Origin of the sequence: Microbacterium enclense, from assembly GCF_001456955.1 — a bacterium.
GTDB lineage: Bacteria > Actinomycetota > Actinomycetes > Actinomycetales > Microbacteriaceae > Microbacterium > Microbacterium enclense.
The window spans coordinates 1-23,360 of record NZ_KQ758476.1 but is presented as its reverse complement, the minus strand read 5'-3'; the positions used below and the strand labels follow the sequence as shown (position 1 = coordinate 23,360).

The 23,360-nt window shown below is 69.4% G+C and carries 26 protein-coding genes; 15 read left to right on the top strand and 11 right to left on the bottom strand.

Going from position 1 to position 23,360, the window contains the following annotated elements; genetic code table 11:
* The first annotated feature begins 6 nt into the window (after positions 1 to 6).
* On the top strand, positions 7 to 549 hold the full coding sequence (locus tag AS029_RS15765; protein WP_058233551.1) for an SRPBCC family protein: 543 nt from the start codon (positions 7 to 9) through the stop codon (positions 547 to 549).
* A 55-nt stretch (positions 550 to 604) separates the two neighbouring features.
* On the opposite strand, the gene mnhG is transcribed toward AS029_RS15765, so the two are convergent.
* From mnhG to AS029_RS15730, 7 genes are all read right to left on the bottom strand, one after another.
* Positions 605 to 985 (bottom strand): monovalent cation/H(+) antiporter subunit G, encoded by a 381-nt coding sequence (gene mnhG, locus AS029_RS15760; RefSeq protein ID WP_058233550.1) that lies wholly within the window; start codon positions 983 to 985, stop codon positions 605 to 607.
* Complete coding sequence (locus AS029_RS15755; RefSeq protein WP_058233549.1) at positions 982 to 1,251, bottom strand: MrpF/PhaF family protein; 270 nt, start codon at positions 1,249 to 1,251, stop codon at positions 982 to 984. Before AS029_RS15755 ends, mnhG begins: the two co-directional genes overlap by 4 nt.
* Positions 1,248 to 1,856: a Na+/H+ antiporter subunit E gene (locus AS029_RS15750; protein ID WP_058233607.1), complete on the bottom strand. Its 609-nt coding sequence runs from the start codon at positions 1,854 to 1,856 to the stop codon at positions 1,248 to 1,250. The genes AS029_RS15755 and AS029_RS15750 overlap by 4 nt, the downstream gene beginning before the upstream one ends.
* Complete coding sequence (locus tag AS029_RS15745; RefSeq protein WP_058233548.1) at positions 1,856 to 3,409, bottom strand: Na+/H+ antiporter subunit D; 1,554 nt, start codon at positions 3,407 to 3,409, stop codon at positions 1,856 to 1,858. The genes AS029_RS15750 and AS029_RS15745 overlap by 1 nt, the downstream gene beginning before the upstream one ends.
* Positions 3,406 to 3,972: a Na(+)/H(+) antiporter subunit C gene (locus tag AS029_RS15740; protein ID WP_058233547.1), complete on the bottom strand. Its 567-nt coding sequence runs from the start codon at positions 3,970 to 3,972 to the stop codon at positions 3,406 to 3,408. Before AS029_RS15740 ends, AS029_RS15745 begins: the two co-directional genes overlap by 4 nt.
* Entirely contained in the window at positions 3,969 to 6,896 is a 2,928-nt protein-coding gene (locus AS029_RS15735; RefSeq protein ID WP_058233546.1) for a Na+/H+ antiporter subunit A, read from the bottom strand. The genes AS029_RS15740 and AS029_RS15735 overlap by 4 nt, the downstream gene beginning before the upstream one ends.
* Positions 6,897 to 6,992: 96 nt before the next feature.
* Positions 6,993 to 8,036, bottom strand: coding sequence for a LacI family DNA-binding transcriptional regulator (locus AS029_RS15730; protein ID WP_058233545.1), 1,044 nt, complete (start codon positions 8,034 to 8,036; stop codon positions 6,993 to 6,995).
* Between the two features lie 78 nt (positions 8,037 to 8,114).
* Between AS029_RS15730 and AS029_RS15725 the strand changes: the two genes are divergently transcribed.
* The 10 genes from AS029_RS15725 to AS029_RS15685 all read left to right on the top strand — a co-directional run bounded on the left by AS029_RS15725 (position 8,115) and on the right by AS029_RS15685 (position 18,336).
* Positions 8,115 to 9,353: an MFS transporter gene (locus tag AS029_RS15725; RefSeq protein ID WP_058233606.1), complete on the top strand. Its 1,239-nt coding sequence runs from the start codon at positions 8,115 to 8,117 to the stop codon at positions 9,351 to 9,353.
* 142 nt (positions 9,354 to 9,495) lie between these two features.
* Positions 9,496 to 9,858: a DUF6507 family protein gene (locus tag AS029_RS15720; RefSeq protein WP_139168158.1), complete on the top strand. Its 363-nt coding sequence runs from the start codon at positions 9,496 to 9,498 to the stop codon at positions 9,856 to 9,858.
* Entirely contained in the window at positions 9,855 to 11,654 is a 1,800-nt protein-coding gene (locus AS029_RS15715) for a hypothetical protein (protein WP_058233543.1), read from the top strand. The genes AS029_RS15720 and AS029_RS15715 overlap by 4 nt, the downstream gene beginning before the upstream one ends.
* Positions 11,651 to 12,166, top strand: coding sequence for a hypothetical protein (locus tag AS029_RS15710; protein ID WP_058233542.1), 516 nt, complete (start codon positions 11,651 to 11,653; stop codon positions 12,164 to 12,166). Before AS029_RS15715 ends, AS029_RS15710 begins: the two co-directional genes overlap by 4 nt.
* Positions 12,167 to 12,228: 62 nt before the next feature.
* Positions 12,229 to 12,729: a hypothetical protein gene (locus AS029_RS17395; protein WP_139168157.1), complete on the top strand. Its 501-nt coding sequence runs from the start codon at positions 12,229 to 12,231 to the stop codon at positions 12,727 to 12,729.
* A 183-nt stretch (positions 12,730 to 12,912) separates the two neighbouring features.
* Positions 12,913 to 13,338 (top strand): hypothetical protein, encoded by a 426-nt coding sequence (locus AS029_RS15705; RefSeq protein WP_139168156.1) that lies wholly within the window; start codon positions 12,913 to 12,915, stop codon positions 13,336 to 13,338.
* Positions 13,339 to 13,420: 82 nt separating this feature from the next.
* A complete protein-coding gene (gene nucS / locus AS029_RS15700; protein ID WP_058233540.1) occupies positions 13,421 to 14,119 on the top strand; it encodes an endonuclease NucS in 699 nt (232 codons plus the stop codon).
* 115 nt (positions 14,120 to 14,234) lie between these two features.
* On the top strand, positions 14,235 to 14,939 hold the full coding sequence (locus tag AS029_RS15695) for an HAD hydrolase-like protein (protein WP_058233539.1): 705 nt from the start codon (positions 14,235 to 14,237) through the stop codon (positions 14,937 to 14,939).
* On the top strand, positions 14,932 to 16,152 hold the full coding sequence (locus AS029_RS15690; RefSeq protein ID WP_058233538.1) for a hypothetical protein: 1,221 nt from the start codon (positions 14,932 to 14,934) through the stop codon (positions 16,150 to 16,152). Before AS029_RS15695 ends, AS029_RS15690 begins: the two co-directional genes overlap by 8 nt.
* A 120-nt stretch (positions 16,153 to 16,272) precedes the next feature.
* A complete protein-coding gene (locus AS029_RS15685) occupies positions 16,273 to 18,336 on the top strand; it encodes a bifunctional lysylphosphatidylglycerol flippase/synthetase MprF (RefSeq protein WP_058233605.1) in 2,064 nt (687 codons plus the stop codon).
* A gap of 55 nt (positions 18,337 to 18,391) precedes the next feature.
* On the opposite strand, the gene AS029_RS15680 is transcribed toward AS029_RS15685, so the two are convergent.
* Positions 18,392 to 18,598 carry a cold-shock protein gene (locus tag AS029_RS15680; protein ID WP_058233537.1) on the bottom strand — a complete coding sequence of 69 codons (207 nt, stop codon included), beginning with the start codon at positions 18,596 to 18,598 and terminating at the stop codon, positions 18,392 to 18,394.
* A 319-nt stretch (positions 18,599 to 18,917) separates the two neighbouring features.
* Here AS029_RS15680 and AS029_RS15675 point away from each other — a divergent pair, with 319 nt between their 5' ends.
* Both AS029_RS15675 and AS029_RS15670 read left to right on the top strand, forming a co-directional pair.
* Complete coding sequence (locus AS029_RS15675) at positions 18,918 to 19,526, top strand: GntR family transcriptional regulator (protein WP_058233536.1); 609 nt, start codon at positions 18,918 to 18,920, stop codon at positions 19,524 to 19,526.
* 48 nt (positions 19,527 to 19,574) lie between these two features.
* Positions 19,575 to 20,003 carry a hypothetical protein gene (locus tag AS029_RS15670; protein ID WP_058233535.1) on the top strand — a complete coding sequence of 143 codons (429 nt, stop codon included), beginning with the start codon at positions 19,575 to 19,577 and terminating at the stop codon, positions 20,001 to 20,003.
* Positions 20,004 to 20,021: 18 nt separating this feature from the next.
* Here the strand turns inward: AS029_RS15670 and AS029_RS15665 are convergent, their stop codons facing one another.
* The 3 genes from AS029_RS15665 to AS029_RS15655 form a co-directional block, all read right to left on the bottom strand.
* Positions 20,022 to 21,047, bottom strand: a complete 1,026-nt coding sequence (locus tag AS029_RS15665; protein ID WP_058233534.1) for an endonuclease/exonuclease/phosphatase family protein — start codon at positions 21,045 to 21,047, stop codon at positions 20,022 to 20,024.
* Between the two features lie 17 nt (positions 21,048 to 21,064).
* Positions 21,065 to 21,940, bottom strand: a complete 876-nt coding sequence (locus tag AS029_RS15660; protein WP_058233533.1) for a CHAD domain-containing protein — start codon at positions 21,938 to 21,940, stop codon at positions 21,065 to 21,067.
* Between the two features lie 110 nt (positions 21,941 to 22,050).
* Positions 22,051 to 22,317, bottom strand: coding sequence for a GlsB/YeaQ/YmgE family stress response membrane protein (locus AS029_RS15655; protein ID WP_058233532.1), 267 nt, complete (start codon positions 22,315 to 22,317; stop codon positions 22,051 to 22,053).
* A gap of 301 nt (positions 22,318 to 22,618) precedes the next feature.
* On the opposite strand from AS029_RS15655, the gene AS029_RS17390 reads away from it, so the two are divergent.
* Together AS029_RS17390 and AS029_RS17385 are read left to right on the top strand one after the other, a co-directional pair.
* A complete protein-coding gene (locus AS029_RS17390; protein WP_167345290.1) occupies positions 22,619 to 23,044 on the top strand; it encodes a hypothetical protein in 426 nt (141 codons plus the stop codon).
* Between the two features lie 69 nt (positions 23,045 to 23,113).
* Positions 23,114 to 23,360: hypothetical protein (locus tag AS029_RS17385; protein ID WP_139168154.1), on the top strand; the 247-nt coding region annotated here is incomplete at its 3' end.

Sequence of the window (23,360 nt, the reverse complement as noted above, 5' to 3'; positions counted from 1 at the left end):
GATGCCATGGCCGCCCGCAACACGCGATTGATGCGCTGCACGCCCGACGATCTCTTCGCGGTGCTGTCCGACGGCTGGCTGTACCCGGTGTGGGTCGTCGGGGCGGCGCGCATGCGCGACGTCGACCCGGAGTGGCCGCGCGAAGGCTCCCGCATCCATCACTCGCTCGGCGTCTGGCCCGTGATGATCCACGACGAGACAGAGATCGTCGAGTGGGACCCGCCGCGCCTGCTTCGCCTGCGGCCGCAGGCCGGCATCCTGGGTCGTGGTGTCATCCGCATCGACGCCCGCGCCCACGAGCACGGCACCGCGGTGACCATCGTCGAGGAGCCGGTGTCGGGTGCGGCGTCGATCCTCCCCCGCCTGCTGTGGAAGCCGCTGCTCGTCCTGCGCAACCACGAGTGCCTCAACCGGCTGGCGTTCCTCGCCGAGGGCCGTCGCGACGAGCGCGAGGCCCGCGAGCTCGATCACCGCACAGAGACGCCCGACCCGCGCGAGGGCACCGCATCTCCCCAGGCCCGCGCCGACGTGCGCGAAGCCGGCATCTGACGTCCGCGCGCCAGGCCACCCCTCCGCCGTTTGCGGACGGGAGCCGCCGAGCGACTCAGCTCTCGGGACGCGTCTCGCTGCCGGTCGAGCCGGGCTGCTCGGTGCTGTGCCGAAGCTCGTCGACGAAGAGGTTCTCCTCGTCGGTCGTGCGGTTGCGGTAGGCCGCGCGGCCCACCATGTGCGCGGCGAGCGGCGCGGTGGCGAACTGGATGAGCACGATCGGGATGCCGAAGGCGAGGGCCGCCCACGAGCGCAGCGACAGCTCGACCGCGATCACGATGAGCAGCACGCCCAGCACCTGCGGCTTGGTCGCGGCGTGCAAGCGGGTCGGGACGTCCCGCCAGCGCAACAGCCCGATGGTCGCGGTCAGGCAGAGCACCGCGCCGATCAGCACGAGCACGAGGGCGACGGTGTCGAGAACGGCCTCGATGGTCATCGCGGGTTCTCCTTCCGCGCGACGAAGCGGGCGACGGCGATCGAGCCGAACACGCCGATGGCCGCGATGACCAGCATCGCGGGGAGCGACCGGGTGTGCTGGTTGATCACCATGTCGGCACCCAGGATGCAGACCACCTCGGTGAGCAGCACGTCGGCGGCGACCGCGCGGTCGAGGATCGAGGGACCGATGACGAGGCGGATGAGCGCCAGCACCGCCGCGGCGGCGAACACCACGAGGATCACGGCGACGAACACGGTGGTCATTGCGAGGCCCTCCGCCCTCGAGCCGTCGGATCGGCGTGGTGGGCCGAGCTGTCGGCGATACGCGCCCGCAGCTCCTGCAGCTCTTCCTTCGAACCGACGGCGCGCGTGATGCGCGCCTCCCACCCGAGCACGACGCGGCGCTGGTGCTCGGCATCCGCTTCGCTGCGCACCCCGATGGTGTGCAGGAACAGCGTGCGGTTCTCACGGTCGACGTCGACGATGAGCGAACCCGGGATGAGGGATGCCGTGACCGCCGTGTGCGCCATGATCACGTCGTCGTCGACGCGCAGCGGCACCGCGATGATCGCCGCGCCCGGCTGGCGACGCAGGTCGAGCACCTGCCACGCCACGATGAGCGAGCCCTTCACGACCGCGCCGAGGAAGGTGACGACGAAGACGAGGCCGTACCAGAGGTTGATGCGCCCCGACAGTTCCACCGGCGGCAGGCGGAACACCCGCGTGACGAAAACGGCCACCACGAGGCCGGTGAGCAGTGCGAGCCAGGTGAACTGGCCCCACAGCAGCATCCAGAGGGCCACCAGCCACACCAGAAGGGGGAGCTGGTGCAGGAACAGGGTCACCTGGGATCGACGCGTCGGACTCATCACTCACCCGCCTGTTCCTGCAGCTGCACGAGCGACACGCCCTCGGCCACCCGCTCGCCGGCGCGCAAACACACGTCGAGCAGCGGACCGGCGAAGACGGTGAGCGAGAGGGTCACGACGACCATGCCGGCGGTGGCCACCGTCATGATCTTGGGGATCGTGCGTCGCTCGGTCGAGATGGATGCCGCGGGGGCGTTGCCGAGGTACGCGATGCGTTCGGTGGTCTCGGCGGAGTCGTCGTCTTCGCGCCAGAACGACAGGTTCCATGCGCGCATGAGCGCGTACAGGGTCAGGATCGAGGTCACGATGCCGCCGACGATCAGCACCATCATCACGGGCGTGCCCACCTGCGCACCGGCGTCGAACAGCGCGTATTTGCCGATGAAGCCCGAGAAGGGCGGGAGTCCCCCGAGGTTGATGGCCGGCAGGAAGTAGAGCACGGCCAGCACCGGCGCCCCCCGCATGAGCCCCTTCACCTTGAGGATCGAGGTGCTGCCCGCGCGACGCTCGATGAGCCCCACCGCGAGGAAGAGGGTCGTCTGCACGATGATGTGGTGGACGATGTAGTAGATCGTCGCCCCGATCGCGAGCGGCGTGTTGATCGCCAACCCGAAGATCATGTAGCCGATGTGGCTGACGAGCGTGAACGACAGGATGCGCTTGAGCTCCGCCTGCGCGACGGCTCCGAGCACGCCGACGATCATGGTCGCCAGCGCCACCATCAGCAGGAGGAAGTTCAGGTCGTTGCCGACGAACAGCTGCGTCTCGGTGCGGATGATCGCGTAGACGCCGACCTTGGTGAGCAGGCCCGCGAACACCGCCGTGACCGGGGCGGGCGCGGTCGGGTACGAGTCGGGCAACCAGAACGACAGGGGGAAGACGGCCGCCTTGATCGCGAACGCCAGCAGCAGCATGAGGTGCAGGATCGTCTGCGTGTCCTGCGGGAGCAGCTGCATCCGTTCGCTGATCTGCACCATGTTGACGGTGCCGAGCGCGCCGTAGACCATCGCGATCGCCGCGAGGAAGAGGATCGACGACACCAGCGAGACGACGATGTAGACCACGCCGGTGCGGATGCGCGACTCGGTGCCGCCCAGGGTGATCAGCACGTACGAGGCGACGAGCAGGATCTCGAAGCCGACGTAGAGGTTGAACAGGTCGCCCGCGATGAAGGCGTTGAAGATGCCCGCGCCGAGGATGAGATAGGCCGGGTAGAAGATCGAGACGGGGGTGTCTTCGTCGTTGTCGGCTGCGCCCTGTCCGATCGAGAAGAGCAGCACCGCGAGCAGCACGATGCTCGTGACGACGACCAGCAGCGCGGCCAGCACGTCGACGTAGAGCACGATGCCGAACGGGATGTCCCACGCCGCGATCGCCACCGCGATGGGGCCGCTCGTGTCGACCGTGACGAGCAGGATCGCGCCGAGCACGAGCACCGCCGCGAGGGAGGCGACCGACACCACGATCTGCACCCTCTTGCGGCGGCCGAAGACGAGGTTGATCGCGGCACCGATCAGGGGGATGCCGACGAGCAGGGGTACGAGCGCGCTCACGGGCGGTCACCGTCCTGAGGATCGCTGCGGTCGTCGTCGCGACGCACGGCCACCCGATCGACCGGTGCATCGTCGACCAGCGACGACAGATCGCCCTGGTGCAGCACGCGGATGGGGTTGGCCACGTCGCCGACGAAGTCGGTGGTGACGTCGTCGTCGTCGGAACGCGACTCCTCGTCCATCGCGTCTTCGACCTCGTCGGCCGTGCGGGTGCGCAGGGCGACATCGTCGGCGTCGTCGATGACCGTGTCGGCCTGGCCCAGCTGCCACGAGCGGTAGATCAGGGCGAGCAGGAAGGCGGAGATGCCGAACGTGATGACGATGGCGGTGAGGGTCAGCGCCTGCGGCAGCGCGTCGGACATGTCCGCGGCATCCGTCTCGCCCCCGTCGTAGAACGGCGCGCGCCCGGGGACGCCCATCACGATGAGCAGGAGCAGGTTGGCGGCGTTGCCGAGCAGCAGGAACCCGATGAGCACGCGGGTGAGACTGCGCTCGAGCATGGCGTAGACGCCGCAGGCGAAGAGCACGGCCATGACGATGACCAGCACGAGGGAGATGCTCACGAGGGCACCACCTCCGCGTCTTCGGGCAGTTGCGACTGCCGGTCGACCTCGGCGCCGAGGCTGCGGAGCACGTCGAGCACGAGGCCGATCACGACGAGGTACACGCCGATGTCGAAGATGGTGCTGGTCACGAACTCCCAGTGCCCGATGATCGGCAGCTCGCCCTCGAAGGTGAAGCTCTGCAACGGTGCGAAGCCGAAAAGCATCGGAGCCAGGGCGCACAGCACGGCGATGGCCATGCCCGCGCCCAGCAGGCGCCCGGCGTCGGTGGGGGCGGCGGCGCCGAGCGCCCAGCGTCCGCCGGCGATGTAGCGCATGACCAGGCCCATGCCCGCGACGAGCCCGCCGGCGAAACCGCCGCCGGGGAGGTTGTGGCCGGCGAAGAGCAGGTAGAGCGACACGATCATCACCGTGTGGAAGAGCACCCGGATGACGATCTCGAGCAGGATCGACCGGTTCTCGGGCTGCACCTTCGCGCCCGAGACGAGCCAGGCCCGCGGGGCGCCGGTCTCGCCGACGCGCTGCGCGCGGACGCCCTCGTCGGTCTCGACCAGCGGACGACGGCGTCCCAGGCCCACGACGCTGCGCGCGGTGCCCGAGCGGCGGGCGAGGTTGTCGCTGCGGTCGGTGATGAAGACGAGGGATGCCACACCCGTCGCCGCGAGCACGAGCACCGACAGCTCGCCCATGGTGTCCCAGCCGCGCAGGTCGACCAGCGCGACGTTGACGACGTTGCGGCCGTGGCCGATGTCGTACGCGAGCGGCGGCCATTCGAGGGAGATGGGAAGGTCTTGCCGTGCTCCGGTCGCGACGATCGCGACCAGCGCCATCGTCAGGCCGACACCGGCACCGAGGATGGCCCGGGCCAGGGGGGCGACGGACTCGTTCTGCTCGCCCATGCGCGCGGGCAGTCGGCGCAGCACGAGGGCGAAGACCACGAGGGTGACCGTCTCGATCAGCACCTGGGTGAGCGCCAGGTCGGGAGCACCGCTGGTCGCGAACAGCACGACCATTCCGAGGCCGGTGACCGAGACCAGGGCGACGCCGGTGTAGCGCTTGCGCGCGCGCACCGCCAGGATCCCCGCCGCGATCATGATGGGCGCCGAGATCAGCTGCGCCGGTGACTGCCACGCGTCGAGCTGCGCCCGCCATTCGCGAGAGGCCAGCAGCGCCGTTCCCTCGGCCACGACGAGCACGACGAAGATCGTGCCGACGTAGAACGGCAGTGAGCCGCGCTGGAAGCGCGCGGTGACCCACTCCGACGAGTGGTCGATGAAGCGCAGGCTGACGTTGTAGGCGTCGTTCGCGGTGAAGGGCAGCAGGCGCCGACGCTTGTGCAGCTGCGTCTTGCGCACGACCCAGAACAGTCCCGCGCCGAGGGCGAGCGTGCCGAGCGAGATGAAGAGCGCGGGCTCGAGACCGTGCCAGAGCGCCAGATGGTAGGGGTAGTCGGGTGCACCCACACCGGGTGTCGCCTCGGGGAGGCCGTCGGCGTAGGGGGCGAGCCAGTGGTCGACGATCGGCGAGAGCACACCGAGCGCGAGCGAGGCGGCGGCCAGGAGCACGGGCGCCGAGAGGAAGCCGATCGGCGGGTCGGGCCAGTCGGTGGTCTCGACCTCGCGCTTGGTCCAGTAGGCGCCCCACAGGAACCGGATGCCGTATGCCGCCGTGAGAGCGGAGCCGACCACGATGCCTACCAGCGCGACGATCCCCCACCCCGCTCCGGCCTCGGCCTCGTGCAGCAGCGCCGTCAGCGCGGTCTCTTTGGCGACGAAGCCCAGGGTCGGGATGACGCCGGCCATCGAGGCGATCGCGATGAACGATGCGGTGGCCATCACGGGCGCTTGGCGTCCGAGCCCCGAGAGCTGTCCGATGTCGCGGGTGTTCAACTGACGGTCGATGACGCCGACGATGAGGAACAGGCACGACTTGAAGAGGGCGTGGCTGAGCAGCAGCGCGACGCCCGCGAGCGCGGCATCCCGTGTGCCGTAGCCGAGCATGACCGTCAGGAACCCGAGCTGACTGACGGTGCCGAAGGCGAGGATGCGCTTGAGGTCGCGCTCCCGCAACGCCTGGAAGCCGCCGAGCAGCATCGTGAACACCCCGAGCGCGATCAGGGTCGGCCGCCAGAACGGGGTCTCCGCGAAGCCGGGGGCGAGGCGGGCGATGAGGTAGATGCCGGCCTTCACCATGGCCGCCGCGTGGAGGTACGCACTGACCGGGGTCGGAGCCGCCATCGCACCGGGGAGCCAGAAGTGGAAGGGGAAGATGGCGGACTTGCTCAGCGCGCCCACCAGCAGCAGGAGCACCGCGATGTCGACGACGGTGCCGGTGGGCGGGTCGGCCAAGATCGCCGACAGGCTCGACGTGTCGGCCTGCACGACGACGAGCACGACGCCGATCAGCATCACCAGACCGCCGAGGGTCGTCACCAGCAGCGCCTGGAGGGCGGCGCGACGGCTCGCGGAACGCGCGTGGTAGTAGCCGATGAGCAGGTACGACAGCACGCTCGTGACTTCCCACAGCATGATGAGCACGACGATGTCGTCGGTGAGCACGAGCCCGTACATCGCGCCGGCGAAGGCGAGCAGCACGGCCGAGAACTGGCCGACGCCATGGGACTTTCCGCGGAAGTACCAGCGGCAGTACAGCATGACGAGCGCGCCGACGCCCGTGACGACGAGCGTCAGCAGCCAGCCGAGCACGTCCATGCGCATCGACAGCGAGACGTCGATCGCCGGAATCCAGCGGTATTCCTCGAACGGAATGTCGCCGGCGAAGACCGCGGGTGCGAACACGATGGCGTGCGCGAAGGCGAGGGCCGGAAGCACCGCGGCGACGTAGAAGGCGCGCGCGCCGATCCGGGAGACGAGCCACGGGAGCAGCAGCGGGAGGACCGCGAACGCGCCGAGGAACATCAACATGCGCGGGCCTCCTCGGGGTCGACGGGCGGTTGCCCGGGCTCTCGGGGTGTCGAACCTATTCTATGCGGCGCATGAGAGTTCCCGTACCCACGTCCCTCATGTGCTACGTGGCGCGGCCGTCGTCGTACCCGCCCGGAAGGCGCACTCGAGATCGAGGCCCGAAGGCATCGCATCCTCGAGCATCGCCGCGACCGCCTCGCCCGCGGCGCGCCCCTTCGCCGTCGCCGGTTGCACGAGCGTCGTCAGGACATGCGGGGCGAGTCCGTCGACGACGACGCCGTCGAAGCCGGTGACGCTGACGTCGTGCGGCACGCGGAGTCCCGCCTCCTCGGCGGCGCGGATGACGCCGGCGGCGAGCAGATCGCTCTGGGCGATCACCGCGGTGGGCCGACGCTCGGCGAAGATCGTGCGCCCGGCGATGGCGCCCTCGTCGATCGAGCTGGTCGCCGCGGCGAGCGCGGGGGCGTCAGGGAACACCTCTCTGGCTCCCCGCAGCCGATCGGCGGTCACATCGACCCCGACGATGGCGTCATCGGCGATCCATCCGCGCCGCCGGGACGCGTCGATCGGCAGGGTGACGATGACGACGTCGCGATGACCGAGAGCTTCGAGGTGACGCGCGGCCTCGCGCTGCGCCTCGGCATTGTCGAGCAGAACCCGCGGGATGCCGTCGCCCGCATCGCCTTCGACGACCACGACGGGGATGCCACGAGCTCGAACGATCTCGAGCGAGTCGCGCATGCGCGGGCTGCAGCCGATGAGCACGGCGGCGTCGATGGGAGCCGTGTGCAACGAGGGCTCGCTCACGGTGACACCGTCGTCGCGCAGAAGGAGGAGGGCCGCGCCCAGCCGCGAGACGCCGTCGGCGAGACCGTCCATCATGTGCGTCGTCACCGGGTCGAGGAACGCCGTACCGAGGTGCTGGTCGAAGACGACGCCGACGATGCCGGAGCGGCCCCGCCGCAGCGACGCCGCGCGGGGGTCGGGCCCCGTGTAGCCGAGGGCCTCTGCCGCGGCGAGCACCCGCGCGCGGGTCGCCTCGGAGGTGGGCGTCTTGCCGCTGAAGACCACCGACGCGGTCGACGGTGAGACGCCGGCCTCACGGGCGACGTCGCTGATGGTCGCGCGACGGATGCTCACGGGGCGATGCTACCCGCGTCCGAGCCCAGTTCCGAATCGATTCGATCGATGTCGAATCGATTCGGTAGAGTGGGCGCCATGCACACCACGTTGAGCCGGTCCCAGCTCGTCCGCTGGCATATCGCGATCTGCGCGATCTTCCTCGCGAGCGGTCTGAGCATCTCGACATGGGCGTCGCGCGTGCCCGCGATCCGCGAGTCGCTCGACATCGAGAACGCCGGCGTCGGGCTCCTCCTGCTCGGCATGGGCGTGGCATCCATCATCGGGCTGTCCATCGCCCCCGCCGTCATGGCCCGCATCGGAGCCCGCTCGGGCATGCTGGTCGCGCTCGTGCTCGTGGGAGTCGGCCTGGCGATCATCGGCTTCGGCGCCGACACCCTGCAGCTCTTCGGCGTCGCGCTCGTCGGCCTCGCGCTCTTCGGCTTCGGCAACGGCGCCGTCGACGTGATGATGAACGTCGAAGGCGCCGCGCTCGAGAAGGCCACCGGTCGCACGATCATGCCGCTGCTGCACGCGTTCTTCAGCTTCGGCACCGTCATCGGGGCCGGTCTGGGCTTCCTCGCCGTCAGCATGGGGATCCCGGTCATGGCGCATTGCGTCGCGATGGGAGCGGTCATCCTCGTCGTCGCCTTCGTCTCGGTGGCGAACGTGCCTCGCGCAGAGGTCGCGATGGACGCACCGGTCGCCGAGGAGCGCGCCCACTGGCGCGAGCGCTTCGCCGTCTCCATGCAGGCATGGCGCGAGCCGCGCACCTACACGCTCGGTGTGATCATGCTCGGCATGGCCTTCGCCGAGGGCAGCGCGAACGACTGGCTGCCCTCCGCCGTCGTCTACGGGCACGGTGCCCCCGAAGAAGCGGGCCCGGCGGTACTCGCCGTCTTCTCGGTCGCCATGACCGCGGGGCGCATCGTTGGCGGTCCGGTCGTCGACCGGTTCGGGCGTGTGCTCGTGCTGCGCGTGCTCGCCGGCACGGCCGCGGCCGGTCTGCTGCTGTTCATCCTCGCCCCGTTCGGACCGCTCGTCTTCGTGGGCGCGGCGCTCTGGGGTCTCGGAGCGTCGCTCGGCTTCCCGATCGGCATGTCCGCCGCCGCCGACGACCCCGCCAAGGCCGCCTCGCGGGTGGCTGCCGCGGCCACCATCGGGTACGTCGCGTTCCTCTGCGGCCCGCCGATCCTCGGCTGGATCGGCGACCACATCGGCCTGCTCAACACCCTGCTGATCGTGGTCGGCTTGATCGTGGCATCCGGCCTCTTCTCGGGCGCCGCCAAGCCTCTAACTGTGACCGAAGCCGCGAAGGAGCCGGCGCGGCGCGACTGAATCCGACCCGCCCCCGGAGCCGGCGCGGCAGATCGAGACGCGCTGCCGTAGCTGGTGATCGACCGCCACGAGAGTGGTGATTTATCCACAGATCTGCGCGGAACCACGGGTTCGCTCGGTGTCCCTGTTTATCGTTCTGCGTATGGGCGGGCAGTACTCGATCGACGTGGCGCGGTTCATTTCGACCACCGACGGCGTCGCGACGGAACTCGAGGTTCTCGGGCAAGCGGTGACCGGAAGTGCCTCCGACCTCGACCGTTTGGCAGACCTCGTCGCTGCTGAAAGGGATCTCAGTCACGCGTTGGGCAGCGCGACCTCAGAGCGTCGACAGAATGGCCCGCGCGCGGTTCAGCACGGCGGGGCTGTCGTCACAGCTGCCGGTCGCGTCGCTCTCGCGTACGTGCAGGCTGACGACGACATGGCCGCGACCACCTCGAGAGCCGACGCTGCCGCGACCGCGCCAGGTGCATCAGGCCCCGGGAGATTCGGGGCGACGCTGCGATGACGCTCGTATCTCTCTCCGACGTCCCCTCGGTGGCGATCGACCCCGTTGCCCTCTCATCCGTCGCGGCGTCCCTCCGTCGGTACGCCGACTCCGTCTCGGATTCGTCCGAGCGCCTGACGACGAGATGGAGCACGCTGCATCTGGACTACCGGGCTCCCGAGGCCGGGGAACTGCTCTCCCGCATGTCCGTCGTGCCTCGAGCGGCCGATGACTTCGCCGCAACCACGAAGCGTGTCGCGACGATCATGGCTCAACTCGCCGACCACCTCGCGCTGGCACGCGAGCAAGAGAGGTCCCTGCGAGACGAGATCGAGACCTTTCGCGACGCCGTCCGCCGGTTTCGAGCGACCTCAGACGACACTGGTCTGGGAAGCACCGGCGACACGTGGGGACCCGGGCAGTTCATCCGCAACCAGACGCTCCTCAGCGAATGCCTAGCCGTGCGCACGCTGCGCGACACCGCGATCGAAGAAGCGCGCGGCGACCTGGCATCCATCGGTCGACCCGATGTGTTTCTGCTGAACGCGGACCCCGCGGGTGCGACAACACGATCCATGTCCGCGTGGGCAGCGGAGTACGACGCGGTGGCGAACGACGTCGGTTTCGCGATCCTCGAGAAACTCAGCGCCGGAACGGCCGACGACGCTCGCGCCCTTCTGGCGCTGCACGATGATTGGCGCCGTCTGCTGCTGGAGAGTCCGCCGGATGCCGCGGCGGTGAACACATGGTGGATTGGACGAGCAACTGAGAACCCTCGATCGCTCGAAGCTTTGATTTTCGGTGCACCGTTGATCGTGGGTTCGCTTGGCGGCGTTCCCCCGGTGAGCCGCGTCGCAGCGAATGCCCTGAACGCACACACGCGCGCTCGCGCCGTCGACGCCGAGATCCGGCGACTCGAAGAAGCCGGTCGAAGCGGAGAACCGGCCGCTGCCAGCGCTGAGAGGCGAGCCGCAATCGAACGCCTCCGCAAGCAACGCGACTATCTTCAGCGCGCCGCCGATGGCGATGTCCAGCTCTACCTGTATGAACCCGACTCGCAGAGCATCATCGAGATGATCGGAACCCTCGACGGCACGACGACCGACGTCATCACGTACGTGCCCGGCACATTCACGAGCGTTCACAGTTTCTACGGCGACGAGGTGCAGCAGGTGGGGCGCTGGCTGCAGACCAATGATTCTCGAGTGACCACATTCGTCTGGAAAGAGGGACCATTCCCAGGTGAAGATGCGGGCAGTGGTCAAGCGAACCTGGGGCGCATTCTGGAAGCGAATGACGAGTCGGCCGCACAGGCATCAGGTCGTCTCATAGCCGAATTTCAGCGCGAGCTTCTCTGTGCGTCACCTCAAGCCGCATCCGCCCAGCAGGACGCCATGGGTCATTCATGGGGACTCGCGGCAATCACTTCCTCCGAGGTAGCCGGTGCGAGATACTCACAGGTGCACTCATTGGCCGGAGCGGGGATGCCGTCAGGTTGGGTGCCCAACACCGACACTCGGTACTTCCATTGGGGTTACACCGACGCGCTCTCGATCGCGCAAGGAGCTGGCGTCGTATGGGACGGACGCATCCCCACCCGAGATTCGTCATTCTCCTCACACCTTTACGGCCGAGACGGGGATTTCACGCTATATCTGCCTTCAGGAGCCGGCTCGGATGCCGCGGTCTTCTCGACTCGACCTCCGCTCTCCATCCCCCTGACCACGACACCAATCGAGAACCACAACCTCATTGCAAGCCAAGACGCGGAGAACCAGTCCGCGCTCGAAGACATCTATCGCGAGGTTCGCAAATGACCCGCCCGCCTCTCCCGACACTCCTGATCCCAGCCATCCTCGCCCTGACGCTGGCGGGCTGCGGTACCCACGACGAAGGATCCGATGTGAACCAGTCCCTTACGGTCGAAGAAGCGAAGGCAGTCGCACAAAGCGTCGAGACGGAGCTCGCGGCTTTCATCCCCCCGGATATCGTGGTTTCCGTGGACCAGCGCCCCTCCGGCGTCCTGCTCCGGTGTCGTGCCGACGGGTCATACCAGTGGACGGGCGCGACGACGGTTCGCATCGCGCCGGGCAAACGCGTCGACGCGAAAGCGCTGACATCCGAGATCGTCGCCGCCTACGACGGGAGGAATTCGTTCGTCGCAGCCGTCGAGCAGACTTCGGACGGCGAACCGAGAGCCCACATCGTCGGGCCTGACAGCGCGGGATACTTGGTTTCCGAAGACCCGGACCGTGCCGGCGTCCGCATTGCATCCTTCTCTCCGTGCTTCGAACTGCAGGAGGGGTTGTCGCCGGGCGGCTCGTATTGAGTATTCGGTATGGGGAGTGTTCGCCTCCCTCCTCGACAAACGAGACATCCTGGAGGCGCTCGATGACAACTCTCACGACCTCCATGGTTCTGCTGGCAGCCCTGAGCGGTTGTGCTGATGACACGACACCTGGCGGCACCGACAAGTCGCTGACTCTGAACGCCGCTAAAGCGACCGCTCAAGAGATGGAGAGTGAACTAGCAAGCTACGTGCCAAGCGAGTCGATCGCGTCGATCGAACAACGACCGTCCGGTTTCTTACTCTCCTGCGATCGGGAGCGTGGCTACCAATGGTCAGGACGAACAGATGTCACCTACAGGGACGGAGCATCGGTCGACCCACAGGGACTCGTAGATGCGATAACCGCGGCTTTCGGAAACGGGGACGGTTTCCGGACGGAACCAGCCCCCACCATCGACGGGCAACCAGGCGTGCACGTCTTGGGAGAATTCGGGGCCGGCTATCTTGTGAACGAAAACACCGATCGGACCGCCGTACAGATCCTTTCGTTCTCCCCGTGCTTCGTCCTGCCTGACGGGATGTCACCGAGCAAGCAGTACTGAGTCCCCCGTGCACCCAGCCCAGCGCGAGAGATGTCCATGACAGCCGGGACTCAAACCATCAGACGATCCGTGGCCACACGATTCCCGGAGGTTGAATCGATACGACTTTGCCGTGGTCTCGCTGTTCTTGCGGCGTGCGCAGTCACTATCACGGGCTGCAGCCCTTCAATAGGAGACGCCTCGGTGAACAAATCCCTCAGTCTCGACGAAGCGAAAGGCGTGGCCCAGGGCATGGAGGTCGCGCTGGCGGACTTCGTCCCCGCCGCCCAGGTCTCTGCCGTCCAACAGAACCCGACCGGGGTGCTCATGTCGTGCAGTGAGGAGGGCGCCTACCAGTGGTCCGGGCAGACGAAGGTCGTGCTGAGCTCTGACGGCACCTACGACGGTGCGGCCGTTGTGAATGCGATTGCGCGCACATACGACGGCCGCGACTCGTACCGAACGAAGACCGATTCGACGACTGATGGTCAACCTCGGGCACACGTCGTCGGTGACGACGGTCAGGGGTACCTCGTGGCCCTCTCCGTTGACAAGACTTTCGTGCAGATCTTGTCGTTCTCTCCCTGCTTCGTCCTGCCGGAAGACGTCTGGCCGGGCGGGGAGTACTGACCGCGAGAGGCTGATCGGGTTGACGACGTGCCCCGCCCGGGCAACGGCATCGACGCGCCGCGACTCCTGGGACAATGGGTCGGTGCGTCTCGTCATCGCCCGTTGCTCCGTCGACTACACCGGCCGCCTCAACGCGCATCTGCCCCTCGCCACCCGCCTGCTCGTGCACAAGGGTGACGGCAGCCTGTTGGTGCACTCCGACGGCGGATCGTACAAGCCGCTGAACTGGATGAGCCCGCCGTGCTCGCTCACCCTCGAGCAGCCCGACGAGGTCGACGTCGAAGACGGCGTGATTGAGCGCTGGCGCGTCACGCACGCGAAGACGGGTGACGCGTTGCTGGTGCGCATCCACGAGATCATCCACGACACCGCGCACGACCTGGGCGTCGACCCCGGTCTCATCAAAGACGGCGTCGAGGCCGACCTGCAGCGGCTGCTCGCCGAGCAGGTGTCGGTCGTCGGCGAGAACCTCACGCTGGTCCGCCGCGAGTACCCCACCGCCATCGGCCCGGTCGACCTGCTGCTGCGCAACGACGACGGCCCCGGCACCGTGGCGATCGAGGTCAAACGTCGCGGCGACATCGACGGCGTCGAGCAGCTCACGCGCTACCTCGAACTGCTCAACCGCGACCCCCTGCTCGCCCCGGTCACCGGCGTCTACGCCGCACAGGAGATCAAGCCGCAGGCGCGCGTGCTGGCCACCGACCGCGGCATCCGCTGCCTCACCCTCGACTACGAGGAGATGAAGGGCGTGCAGTCCGGCGCACCGCGACTGTTCTGAGCACGCACCGAATATCGGCGGAGACCGACGCTTGCGCCTCGGCCTGAGGCGGTCGAGGGGTCTGCGCACGGCATCCGGTCGACCCGCCGCGATGCCGCCCCGGTAGCGTGGACGCATGCCCGAACGCTCTCCCTTCTCGTGCGTCCTGTGGGACGTCGACGGAACCCTCGTCGACGCGTCCGAGGGGATCCTCCGCCGCCTGACGACCACGCTGAACCACTTCGGGCGCACGCCCCCGACGCGCGGCGAGCTGTCGCGCTGGATCGGTCCGCCCATGTTCGAGTCGTTCCAGGTGAACGTCGGCATGACAGCCGAGCAGGCCGTCGAGGCCGTCGCCTTCTACCGCGGCCTCAACAAGAGCGAGGGCTACACCGTCAGCGCGCAGCTCTACCCCGGGGTCGGCGACCTGGTGCACGAACTGCACGCGGCCGGGGTGCCGCAGTCGACCGCGAGCTCGAAGCCGGAGGTGCAGGTCGTCGCGCTCATGGACCACTTCGGTCTCGCCCCCGCCCTCGAGGCGACGGTCGGCGCCTCCCTCGACGAGCGCACACTGAGCTCCAAGGCCGACATCGTGCGCGAAGCGCTGCGCCGGCTCGAGGCCGCCGGCGCCGACACCTCGCGACCCGTCTTGATCGGAGATCGGCATCATGATGTCGAGGGCGGTCAGGATGCCGGAGTGCCGGTGATCTTCGTGCGCTGGGGTTTCAGCTGGCCCCATGAAGCCGAGGGCGCCCAGGCCGCGGTCGGCGACGTCGATCAGCTGCGTGCCCTGCTCCTCGTCGACGACGACTCCTCCGAGCACGTTTCCGCCGGTGCCTGATCTCGGGTGGCTGGTGCCGGCGGCGATCGCCCTGGGCGCCGCCGCCCTCGTGACGCTGATCGTCGTCGTCGCGGTGCGCCTGCAGCGCCGCTCGCCCCGCGCTCGAGCGGCCGCCGACCGCGCGGTATCGGATGCCGCTCGCGCCCTGCTCGCACTGGATGATGCGCTTCGCGACCTCGATCTGGCCTTCGAAGCCGCCGACGCGGACGAAGCGACCGACGTCCCGATCGCCCTCCGGCGAGCGCGAGCGACGGCGCACCGGGCACGCGATCGCGGGTTCGGTGACGTGCTCGCCCTGGAGGACGACGCCGGCGTGGCCGCCCGCCGCCGGACGCAGGCGGCACGCGTCACGCAGGCGCTCGAGTTCCAACGCGAGAGTGTCGCCTCGACGCGTTCGCAGCTGACCGACTGGGTCGCCGTCCATCGCACGCCCCAGGGGCTTCTCGCCGCCGCCCGCGCACGGCGTGACGAGCTGGTGGCGGCGTCGGGCGACCCCGAGCCGCTGATCGCCGCCCTGCGCGCGCGCTTCGACGATGTGGACTGGGCCGATGCCGCCACGGCTGCGAGCGCCGCGACCGACGCCCTCGCCGAGGCCGACACCGCCCTCGACCGAGCGGCCGCGGAACCCACCGCCGACCACCTGCTCCGGGCGACCGCGGCCGTGAACCGCGCCGCGCGTCACCTGCGCGCCGTCGAGGATGATCACCGGGTCGCGATGCAGGCCGCCGACAACGCCGACGCCGAGCTCGCGGCGGCGCGGAGCGAGGTCGAACAGGCTCTCGATGTGGCGACCTCGCGACCCGCTGCGTGTCGCCCCGGCGCGGCGGAGCGCCTGCGGGTCGCCGCCGACGCCCTCGACGACGCCGCCGCCTCCGCGTCGCGCCGACCGCGCGAGGCGATCGCCGTCGTCGCGACGGTGCGCGAAGAACGCGACCAACTGCTCGACGAGGCCGTCAGCGTGCGACGGCGTCTGGAGGCGGCTCGCGCCGCCCTGCCGGGAACCCTTGCCTGCGCGCGCGCCGCCCTCGCCGCGGCTGACGCGCGCGATGCAGTGCCTGATGAGGCCGGGCTCGCAGCGCCCGACGGTGAGAACCGCATCGCCCTGCTGCTCCGTCTCGAGCGCGCGCGTCGCCACCTCGCCGAGGCCCGCGCCGCGACCGACGCTGCGGCGGCCCTGGCGGCGGCTCGGGCGGCGTGGGCCGCAGTGCGCTGAGGTCGCCCGCCGACCGGTGAGCGGCACGCGGTGCGACTCCGCGCCGCGGTCGCGCCCCCGCGACACTCGGTGCCACGGCACCATCCCGCCGCGCACGGCCCGTGCCCTATCGTGAGCGGCATGGCCGAGAAGACCTTCGCTACGCGCTCGCTCTCGGTCGTACGGCGGGTGCCGGTTTCCCTGTCGCTGGCCGGGGTGCTGCTGCTGGTGGGTGTTCTCTCCGGCGGCTTGTGGCGTCCGTTCGCCGACTCCGATCTGTACGACACCGTGGCGTACGGCCTCCCCGCCCTTCGGGCCGGCCGGTGGTGGACGCCCATCACGGGCACGTTCTTCGTCAGCGCTCCCTGGATCTACGCCGCCGGCATCCCGTTGCTCGCGGCGATGGCCTTTCTCGAAGCGCGCCGCGGCTCGCGCGCAGCCGCCACGACATTCGCCGCGGGGCAGCTGTTCTCCGTGCTCGCGGCCTCCGCGTTCCTCTGGGGCGCCTCGCTGCTGCCGTGGCAATGGGCTCAGGAACAGGCCACCGCTCTCGACGTGGGCCCGTCGGGCGGGCTGTTCGCCTGCCTGGCCGCGGCTCTCGCCCTTCTCCCCTCGCCGTGGCGGCTCCGCGCGTGGACCGTCTTCCTCGCCGTGCTCGCCGTGTCGTTCTTCTACTACGGCTCGCTCCCCGACCTCGAGCATGTGCTGGCCGTGCTGCTCGTGCTCGCCGTCGACCGCTCCCTTCGTCCGCAGCGCGTGAGCGTCCGCGAGCAGCGGTTGGTCGCGTTCGTCGTGCTGTGTGCGCTGGGCGCCATCGAGATCCTCGGCTACGTCGCTCCCATGACGGGGCCGTTCGGATACTCCGCGGCGGCCGCAGGGTCGTGGATCGACGTGGCGGTCAACACCGTCGTCGTCCTCGTCGTCGCCACGGCGCTGCGTCGAGGCCGCCGGTGGGCGTGGATCGTCGTGATCGTCTATTGCGCGCTCAACCTGATTCTCGTGGTGCTGGTCGTCGGCATCCTGCTGCTGTCGGGAGCGCCGGGGATCGAGGCAGAGGCGGATGCCGACATCAGCAGCGTGCTCGCCTCGTCGGCGCTGTGGATCGTGGCGTCGGTGTACTTCGTGCTGGTGCGTGCAGCGTTCCGCGCGCGCCCGCGGGCTGCCCTCGGAGACGCTCCGGCGCCGACCGTCGATGAGGTGAAGCAGGAACTGCGCGCCAGCGGCGGGGGAACCCTGTCGTGGATGACGACGTGGGAGGGCATGTCGTACGCCCGCTTCGACCGCGGCATGGTGGCGTACCAGCGCCGCTCGGGGGTCGCACTCGCGCTGGGCGACCCGCTCGGCCCGCCCGAGTCCCGAGCCGCAACAGTGCGCGCTTTCGTCGACCGCGCCGAGGCCGCGGGACTGGCCCCCTGCTTCTTCAGCGCCGGAGCCGCCACGCTCGCGGCCGTTCCGGCGGGGTGGCGCAGCATCGTGGTGGCCGACGACACCGTCGTCGACCTGCCAGGGCTGCAGTTCACGGGCAAGGCGTGGGGGGCGGTGCGCACGTCCCTGAACCGCGCGGAACGCGAGGGCATGACGTTCCGGCTGTCGCGATTGGGCGACGAGACGTGGGGCGTGCGGCAGCAGCTCCGGGCGATCTCCGAGAGCTGGGTGGGCGACAAGGGTCTGCCGGAGATGGGATTCACACTGGGGACCCTGCACGAGGCGTCCGACCCCGAGGTGCGTGTCGCGCTGGCCGTCTCGCCCGCGGGTGATGTCGACGGATTCCTGTCGTGGCTGCCCGTTTACGGAGAGGGCGCCATCCGCGGCTGGACCCTCGATCTCATGCGTCGACGCGACGGCGGCTTCGGTCCGGTCATGGAGTTCCTGATCGGCGCCTCCGCCCGGCAGTTCTCGGCCGAGGGCGCGCAGGTCATGTCGCTGTCGGGCGCTCCCCTCGCGCATGAGTACCCCGCGGACGCCGGAGTGATCGCCGACCTGCAGAGGCGCCTGGCCGACCTGCTCGAGCCGGTCTACGGCTTCTCGTCGTTGCACCGGTTCAAGCAGAAGTTCCACCCGCGGTACGAGACCATGTACCTGCTGTACCGCGACGAAGCGGATCTCACCCGTATCGGAGCCGCGCTCACACGGGCGTTCCTGCCGCACGCGACGATTCGGCAGTTCGCTGCGGCGGGCGTCGATCTCGTGCGGCAGGAGAACTGAAGCACCCCGGTCGACGCCTCGCGTCGGCCGGAGTGCTCGAGAAGTGTCGGAAGAGTCAGAGCGCGCGGATGTTCTCCGCCTGAAGGCCCTTGGGGCCCTGGGCGACCTCGAACTCGACGCGCTGGTTCTCCTCGAGCGAGCGGTAGCCGCCCGACTGGATGGCGCTGTAGTGGGCGAAGACGTCCTGCCCACCGTCATCCGGGGCGATGAAGCCGAAGCCCTTCTCCGAGTTGAACCACTTGACCGTGCCCTGCGTGCTCATCGTGTTGCCGTTTCCCGCTCGAGCCGACACCGAGCGCGCCGGACTGTGCCCCCACGGTAACGGCCGGATTCGTCGTGCGCACGGCACCGTGACACAAACGTTGCGCGAGACGCATCGCGACGGAAACGCACGTCAGCCCATACGACGCCCGGGCTGAGCGAGGCTCGAAGCCCGGGCGTCGACGGATCCCCCCGGATATGTCACGCGAGGCGTGACGAGATGACAATACCGGCGCGGAGGCGTGCGCGCGACACGAAAACGAAGAATTTCGGAGCAAGACCGACGTTCTGTGCTATCCGCACGTCGTAAAATCCGGCTGATGGATGGTCGCCGCCGTGCTTCGGCTCTCGTCGACGAGGCATATCGTGCCCTCGGCGAGGCCATCGTCGACGGCCGGCTGCAACCCGGCGACCGCCTCCGCGACGTCGAACTCGCCGAGCTCATGGGCATCTCTCGCACACCGGTGCGCGAAGCCCTCCAGAAGCTCGAGAGGATCGGGCTCGTCGAGGTCGCGGCGAACAGGTACACGCGCGTCTCCGCCCTCTCCGATCGCGCCCGCATCGATATGCGCGAGTACGCCGCCCACACGATCGCGGGCGCCCTCCGCGTGGCGGTCCCCCGCTGTACGGACGATGACATCGCCACCATGCTCGACCTCGTCGACCGCATGCGCGACGCCGACTCCTCGCGGGCGTACGTCACCGCCGTCCTCGCGTTCTACACTCACGCCGCGGCCAGTTCGCGCAATATCGTCTTCGGCCGAGCATTGGATCAGACCGACCTGGTCCTCCGCCGCAATCTCGACGGGTGGGAGAGCGTCTCCGACGGCACCCGCGGAGCGCTCTTCGAGCACCTCCGCGCGCAGATCGCGGCGCGCGACACCAATGGCGCCACGTGGACGTTCCTCGCCCTGCACGGTTTCGCGTGAACGCACAAGTCCGGCGATCGCCCGGTCGCGCGACGCTAGCGTGACGGCATGTCCCACATCGAGCTGCGCGACCTGCACGACGACGATCGGGATGCCGCCTTCTCGGCCGCCCGCGCGAGCGGGTCGGCCTGGCCTCGCGCCGCGTTCGACGATCGATCCTCGTTCGATGCCTGGACCGCACGTGCCGACGTCGTCGCGCAGGTCATCGTCGAGGATGCCGCGGTGGTCGGCGTCGCCGCCGCGATGGACGTCGAAGGCGACCGGGAGATCCTGCTCGCCGTCTCGCCCGACGCCGACGACGATGCGCCGACCGAGGCCCTGCGCTTGTTGACCGCACACGAGGCCGAACGGCCGCTGTACGCCTGCGTCGCTGCGAGCGACCACCCGGCACACGATGTGCTCGCGCGGATCGGATTCGTCGAGCACGCACGCGACGGCGCCGACGTCGTCTACGTGTTGCCGCCGACGCTGGAGTGATCCGACCCTCCCGTCACGTCACGGCGTCACGGTTGCGCGGTCTTCACGGGTGAGGGTGGCGACGATCGGCCGGTGGTCGCTGCCGGCGTCGTCGAACCCGGGAAGCACGGCGAACGACTCCACGCGCCAGGCAGCGCCGACGAGCACGTGGTCGATCGGGGCCGCGAAAGCGACCGGGAGCCGCACGGGCCAGGTCCCCCGCGCTGCCCCACCGGCCTCGGACGCCGCGTCACGGCATCCGCCGATCACGTCCTCGCGTGAGCCGAGGCCGGCGAAATGGTCGACGGTGGCGTTCAGGTCGCCCGCGACGATCACATCGGACTCCGCGCATCGCGCCGCGATCCAGCGCAGGCCCTCGTCCCACTCCGCCATGGTCTCCGGCAGGGGCGGCATGGGATGCGCGGCCACGAGCGTCGGCCCGTCGCCGTCGACCGGTCGCCACACGCCGCTCGGCAGACCCGGCGTCGAGGGGATCGACGCGTCGCGCGTGTAAGTGCCGAGCCGGTTCGAGATGAGGATCGATGTCGGGATGGTCTCGCCGCCCGGCGCTGCGGCGACGGTGTCGTGGCGCATCTCGATCCCCGCACGGCGCAGGATGCCGATGACCTCCGCCGCGGCGAACGCATCCGTCTCGGGGAGGCTGACGACATCGGCGCGGGTCTCGCGCACGAGTCGAGCGATGTCAGCCGGCGACGCGCCCCCGCCGTAGGCGTTCCATGAGACCACGGTGAGATCGCCTCCCGACGTCGACGAACTCCACCCGCGCGCGATCAGCACGCCGACGTGTCCGAGCGACCCCGCGGCGAGCGCGATCGCCAGGGCGGCGCTGACACCCCATCTCCTGCGCCGGACGGCGATCGCGCCGGCGATCACGGCGAGCACCGCGAGACCGAGCGCGAAGATCCCGCGCAGAGAGATGACGTTGGCCACGAAGGGCAGTCGATGGATGCCGACCCCCTGCGGCCACAGTACGACTCCGGCCGCGAGGGCACCGAGGAGGACGGTGGCGAGGAAAGAGAAGGAGAGACGAGGGCGAGTCGGCATCGTCGTCCCGTAGAGCGTCAGGCGAGCCGCTTCGCCGCCTTTCTCACCTTCTTCAATGCCTTCGGCACACGTCGGATGTGCTTCTCCGCACGCTGGTCAGCGCGTGCCGCGACGGCGTCGTACGGACCGGTGTCCTCCTGCGCGGTGAACGCCCGCCGATGCATCCGTCTCGCGCGCTCGGCGAGCAGGAGGTCGTCGCGGTGTTCGCCGAGGAGCTTGTGGACCCGCTTCGCGGCCCGGCCCAGACGCCGGGCGTCGGCGCCGGGCACGTGTGCGTCGGCGCGGTCGACCGCTTCGGCGAGATACCGCAGGCGGCGTGACGCCTTGCGCACGTCGTGCAGGCGCTCCAGTGAGCCGTCGCTTCGCCGCGCGGCGCGTGCGACACGGTCGGCCTCTCGAACGAGCAGGCGACGGAAGACCTTCTTCGCCCTGGCGTCGTCGTGATCGAGTTCGAGGCGCAGTCCGGCTTCCCGCAGGGCCTGCGTCCGGGCACGCGCTGCGTCCGAGTCATGCGCCTCCACGACACGCTCGTGCAGGTGGCGGTATGCAGCGCGTTCGTCGCCGACGAGACGCCGGCGGGCATCGGCATCGTCGACGCCGCATTCCGCGAGAGTGCTCTCGGCACGATCCGCCCGCACCTCGGCGTCGCGCGCGTCACCGAGCAAGTGACCCCATTCCTTCATCGCCGCGCGCAGCGCGCGAGTCTCCGACGCCGGCGCGATGCGACGCAGGACGGCGAGCACGCTCCGAAGTCGCCGGACGGCGACGCGGTGCTGGTGCAGGCCGTCGGGTTCATCGCCGAGAGCCGCCGCCTCACTGGACTCGACGTCGGCCGAGGCGGTCTGGACGATTCGGCGGGCGAGCGTCTGTGCGGAAAGGGTGTCACGTGGCATCCGCCCACGGTAGGAGTCCGGATGCGATCAACAGCCCGGGTTGACGAACGCAGAAACGCCGAAAGGCCCGGGGCGCGGTCCCACCGCCCCGGGCCTTTCGATGATGGTCGTCAGCGCGTGGCGCGACGCCCCACGATCAGGCCGTAGATGAGGAGGACGATGATCGAGCCGCCGATGGCGAGGAGCCAGGTCTGGATCGAGAAGAAGTCCTCCAAAGGCGCGTTGAAGAGAACGGAGCCGAGGAACCCGCCCAGCAGCGCGCCCACGACGCCGAGCACGAGCGTGATGAGCCAGCCGCCGCCCTGCTTGCCGGGGAGGATCAGCTTGGCGATGGCGCCGGCGATGAGGCCGAGGAGAAGAAATCCGAAGAATCCCATTGTTGTTCCTTTCGCGAGTGTGAACCGATGCCCGCTCGAGGCGGGAGTCTCGTGACATCCAGCTTCCTCCCAGCAAGCGAGTTCGCGGGGGTGGGTTGCATCAGAGGTCGATCTCTGATTCGGGGCCGGCCCGAAGCTGCAACGCGTCGTCTGCGGGTTCGCTCTCACGTGGCAGCTGAAACGCCGAACGGGGATGCCAGGGAGTGAATCTCCCTGACACCCCCGCTCGGGTGTGTCAGCTTACGACTGCGTCCGCTTCCGTCGAGACGCAACCAGTGCCAGCAGACCGATCAGCAGCCCGGTGAGTCCGGCGACCGCTCCAGGGACCAGACTGGTCGCCTCGAAGCCGGTCACAGCAAGTCCGTTGGCCTGGGAATTGCCGGATGCGTTCGAGGTCGAGGCAGCCGTTGCGGCCGACTGTGCTGCAGCCGAGTTGTTCGCCTTCGCGGCTGCCGAGGCGGCGGCGTTCGTCGCGGCGCTCGCGTCCGCGTTCGCGGCGGCGACTGCGGCGGATGCCGCGGACGCGTTCGCGCTCGTCGTCGCCGTGGTGGAGGCCTGGGTGGCTCCGTTGACGGCAGCGGTGGACGAAGCCGCGGACTGCGACGCGGAACGTGCGTTCGAGTTCGCGGCCGCAGTAGCGGTCGTCGACGCGTCGTTGTACGCGGCTCCCACGGCAGCAGCGTTCGCACGGGAGTCAGCAGCGGCCGATGCCGATGCATTCGCCTGAGCAGACGCGGCGGACGATGCGACCGACGATCCCTGCCCGTCGACGTTCACGGACGCCGTGGACTGCGACGTGCCCTTCGACGCGGCCGATGCGGCCGCCGACGCGTTCGCGTTGGCGCTTGCCGTCGCGGTCGTGGAGCCGGTGGCGGTTGCATCGTTCATGGCGGCGGCTTGTGCTGCGGCGACGGACGATGCGCTGGCGGTGGCGCCGACGTTCGCGGAGGCCTGGGTGGACCCGTTCACGGCGGCGGTCGAGGAACCCGCGGACTGTGCCGCAGCGGTGGCGTCGTTGTTCGCCGCCGCCGTCGCGGTCGTGG

What these genes read in the sequence shown, in the direction of transcription:
- AS029_RS15665 (WP_058233534.1), bottom strand. Translation starts at nt 21,047, where the DNA reads ATGCCGACTCGCCCTCGTCTCTCCTTCTCTTTCCTCGCCACCGTCCTC.
- AS029_RS15685 (WP_058233605.1), top strand. Translation starts at nt 16,273, where the DNA reads ATGGCCGAGAAGACCTTCGCTACGCGCTCGCTCTCGGTCGTACGGCGG.
- AS029_RS15660 (WP_058233533.1), bottom strand. Translation starts at nt 21,940, where the DNA reads ATGCCACGTGACACCCTTTCCGCACAGACGCTCGCCCGCCGAATCGTC.
- AS029_RS15675 (WP_058233536.1), top strand. Translation starts at nt 18,918, where the DNA reads ATGGATGGTCGCCGCCGTGCTTCGGCTCTCGTCGACGAGGCATATCGT.
- AS029_RS15765 (WP_058233551.1), top strand. Translation starts at nt 7, where the DNA reads ATGGCCGCCCGCAACACGCGATTGATGCGCTGCACGCCCGACGATCTC.
- AS029_RS15670 (WP_058233535.1), top strand. Translation starts at nt 19,575, where the DNA reads ATGTCCCACATCGAGCTGCGCGACCTGCACGACGACGATCGGGATGCC.
- AS029_RS17395 (WP_139168157.1), top strand. Translation starts at nt 12,229, where the DNA reads ATGACAACTCTCACGACCTCCATGGTTCTGCTGGCAGCCCTGAGCGGT.
- AS029_RS15680 (WP_058233537.1), bottom strand. Translation starts at nt 18,598, where the DNA reads ATGAGCACGCAGGGCACGGTCAAGTGGTTCAACTCGGAGAAGGGCTTC.
- AS029_RS15725 (WP_058233606.1), top strand. Translation starts at nt 8,115, where the DNA reads ATGCACACCACGTTGAGCCGGTCCCAGCTCGTCCGCTGGCATATCGCG.
- AS029_RS15695 (WP_058233539.1), top strand. Translation starts at nt 14,235, where the DNA reads ATGCCCGAACGCTCTCCCTTCTCGTGCGTCCTGTGGGACGTCGACGGA.
- AS029_RS15735 (WP_058233546.1), bottom strand. Translation starts at nt 6,896, where the DNA reads ATGTTGATGTTCCTCGGCGCGTTCGCGGTCCTCCCGCTGCTGCTCCCG.
- AS029_RS15750 (WP_058233607.1), bottom strand. Translation starts at nt 1,856, where the DNA reads ATGAGTCCGACGCGTCGATCCCAGGTGACCCTGTTCCTGCACCAGCTC.
- mnhG (WP_058233550.1), bottom strand. Translation starts at nt 985, where the DNA reads ATGACCATCGAGGCCGTTCTCGACACCGTCGCCCTCGTGCTCGTGCTG.
- AS029_RS15655 (WP_058233532.1), bottom strand. Translation starts at nt 22,317, where the DNA reads ATGGGATTCTTCGGATTTCTTCTCCTCGGCCTCATCGCCGGCGCCATC.
- AS029_RS15720 (WP_139168158.1), top strand. Translation starts at nt 9,496, where the DNA reads ATGGGCGGGCAGTACTCGATCGACGTGGCGCGGTTCATTTCGACCACC.
- AS029_RS15755 (WP_058233549.1), bottom strand. Translation starts at nt 1,251, where the DNA reads ATGACCACCGTGTTCGTCGCCGTGATCCTCGTGGTGTTCGCCGCCGCG.
- AS029_RS15715 (WP_058233543.1), top strand. Translation starts at nt 9,855, where the DNA reads ATGACGCTCGTATCTCTCTCCGACGTCCCCTCGGTGGCGATCGACCCC.
- AS029_RS15710 (WP_058233542.1), top strand. Translation starts at nt 11,651, where the DNA reads ATGACCCGCCCGCCTCTCCCGACACTCCTGATCCCAGCCATCCTCGCC.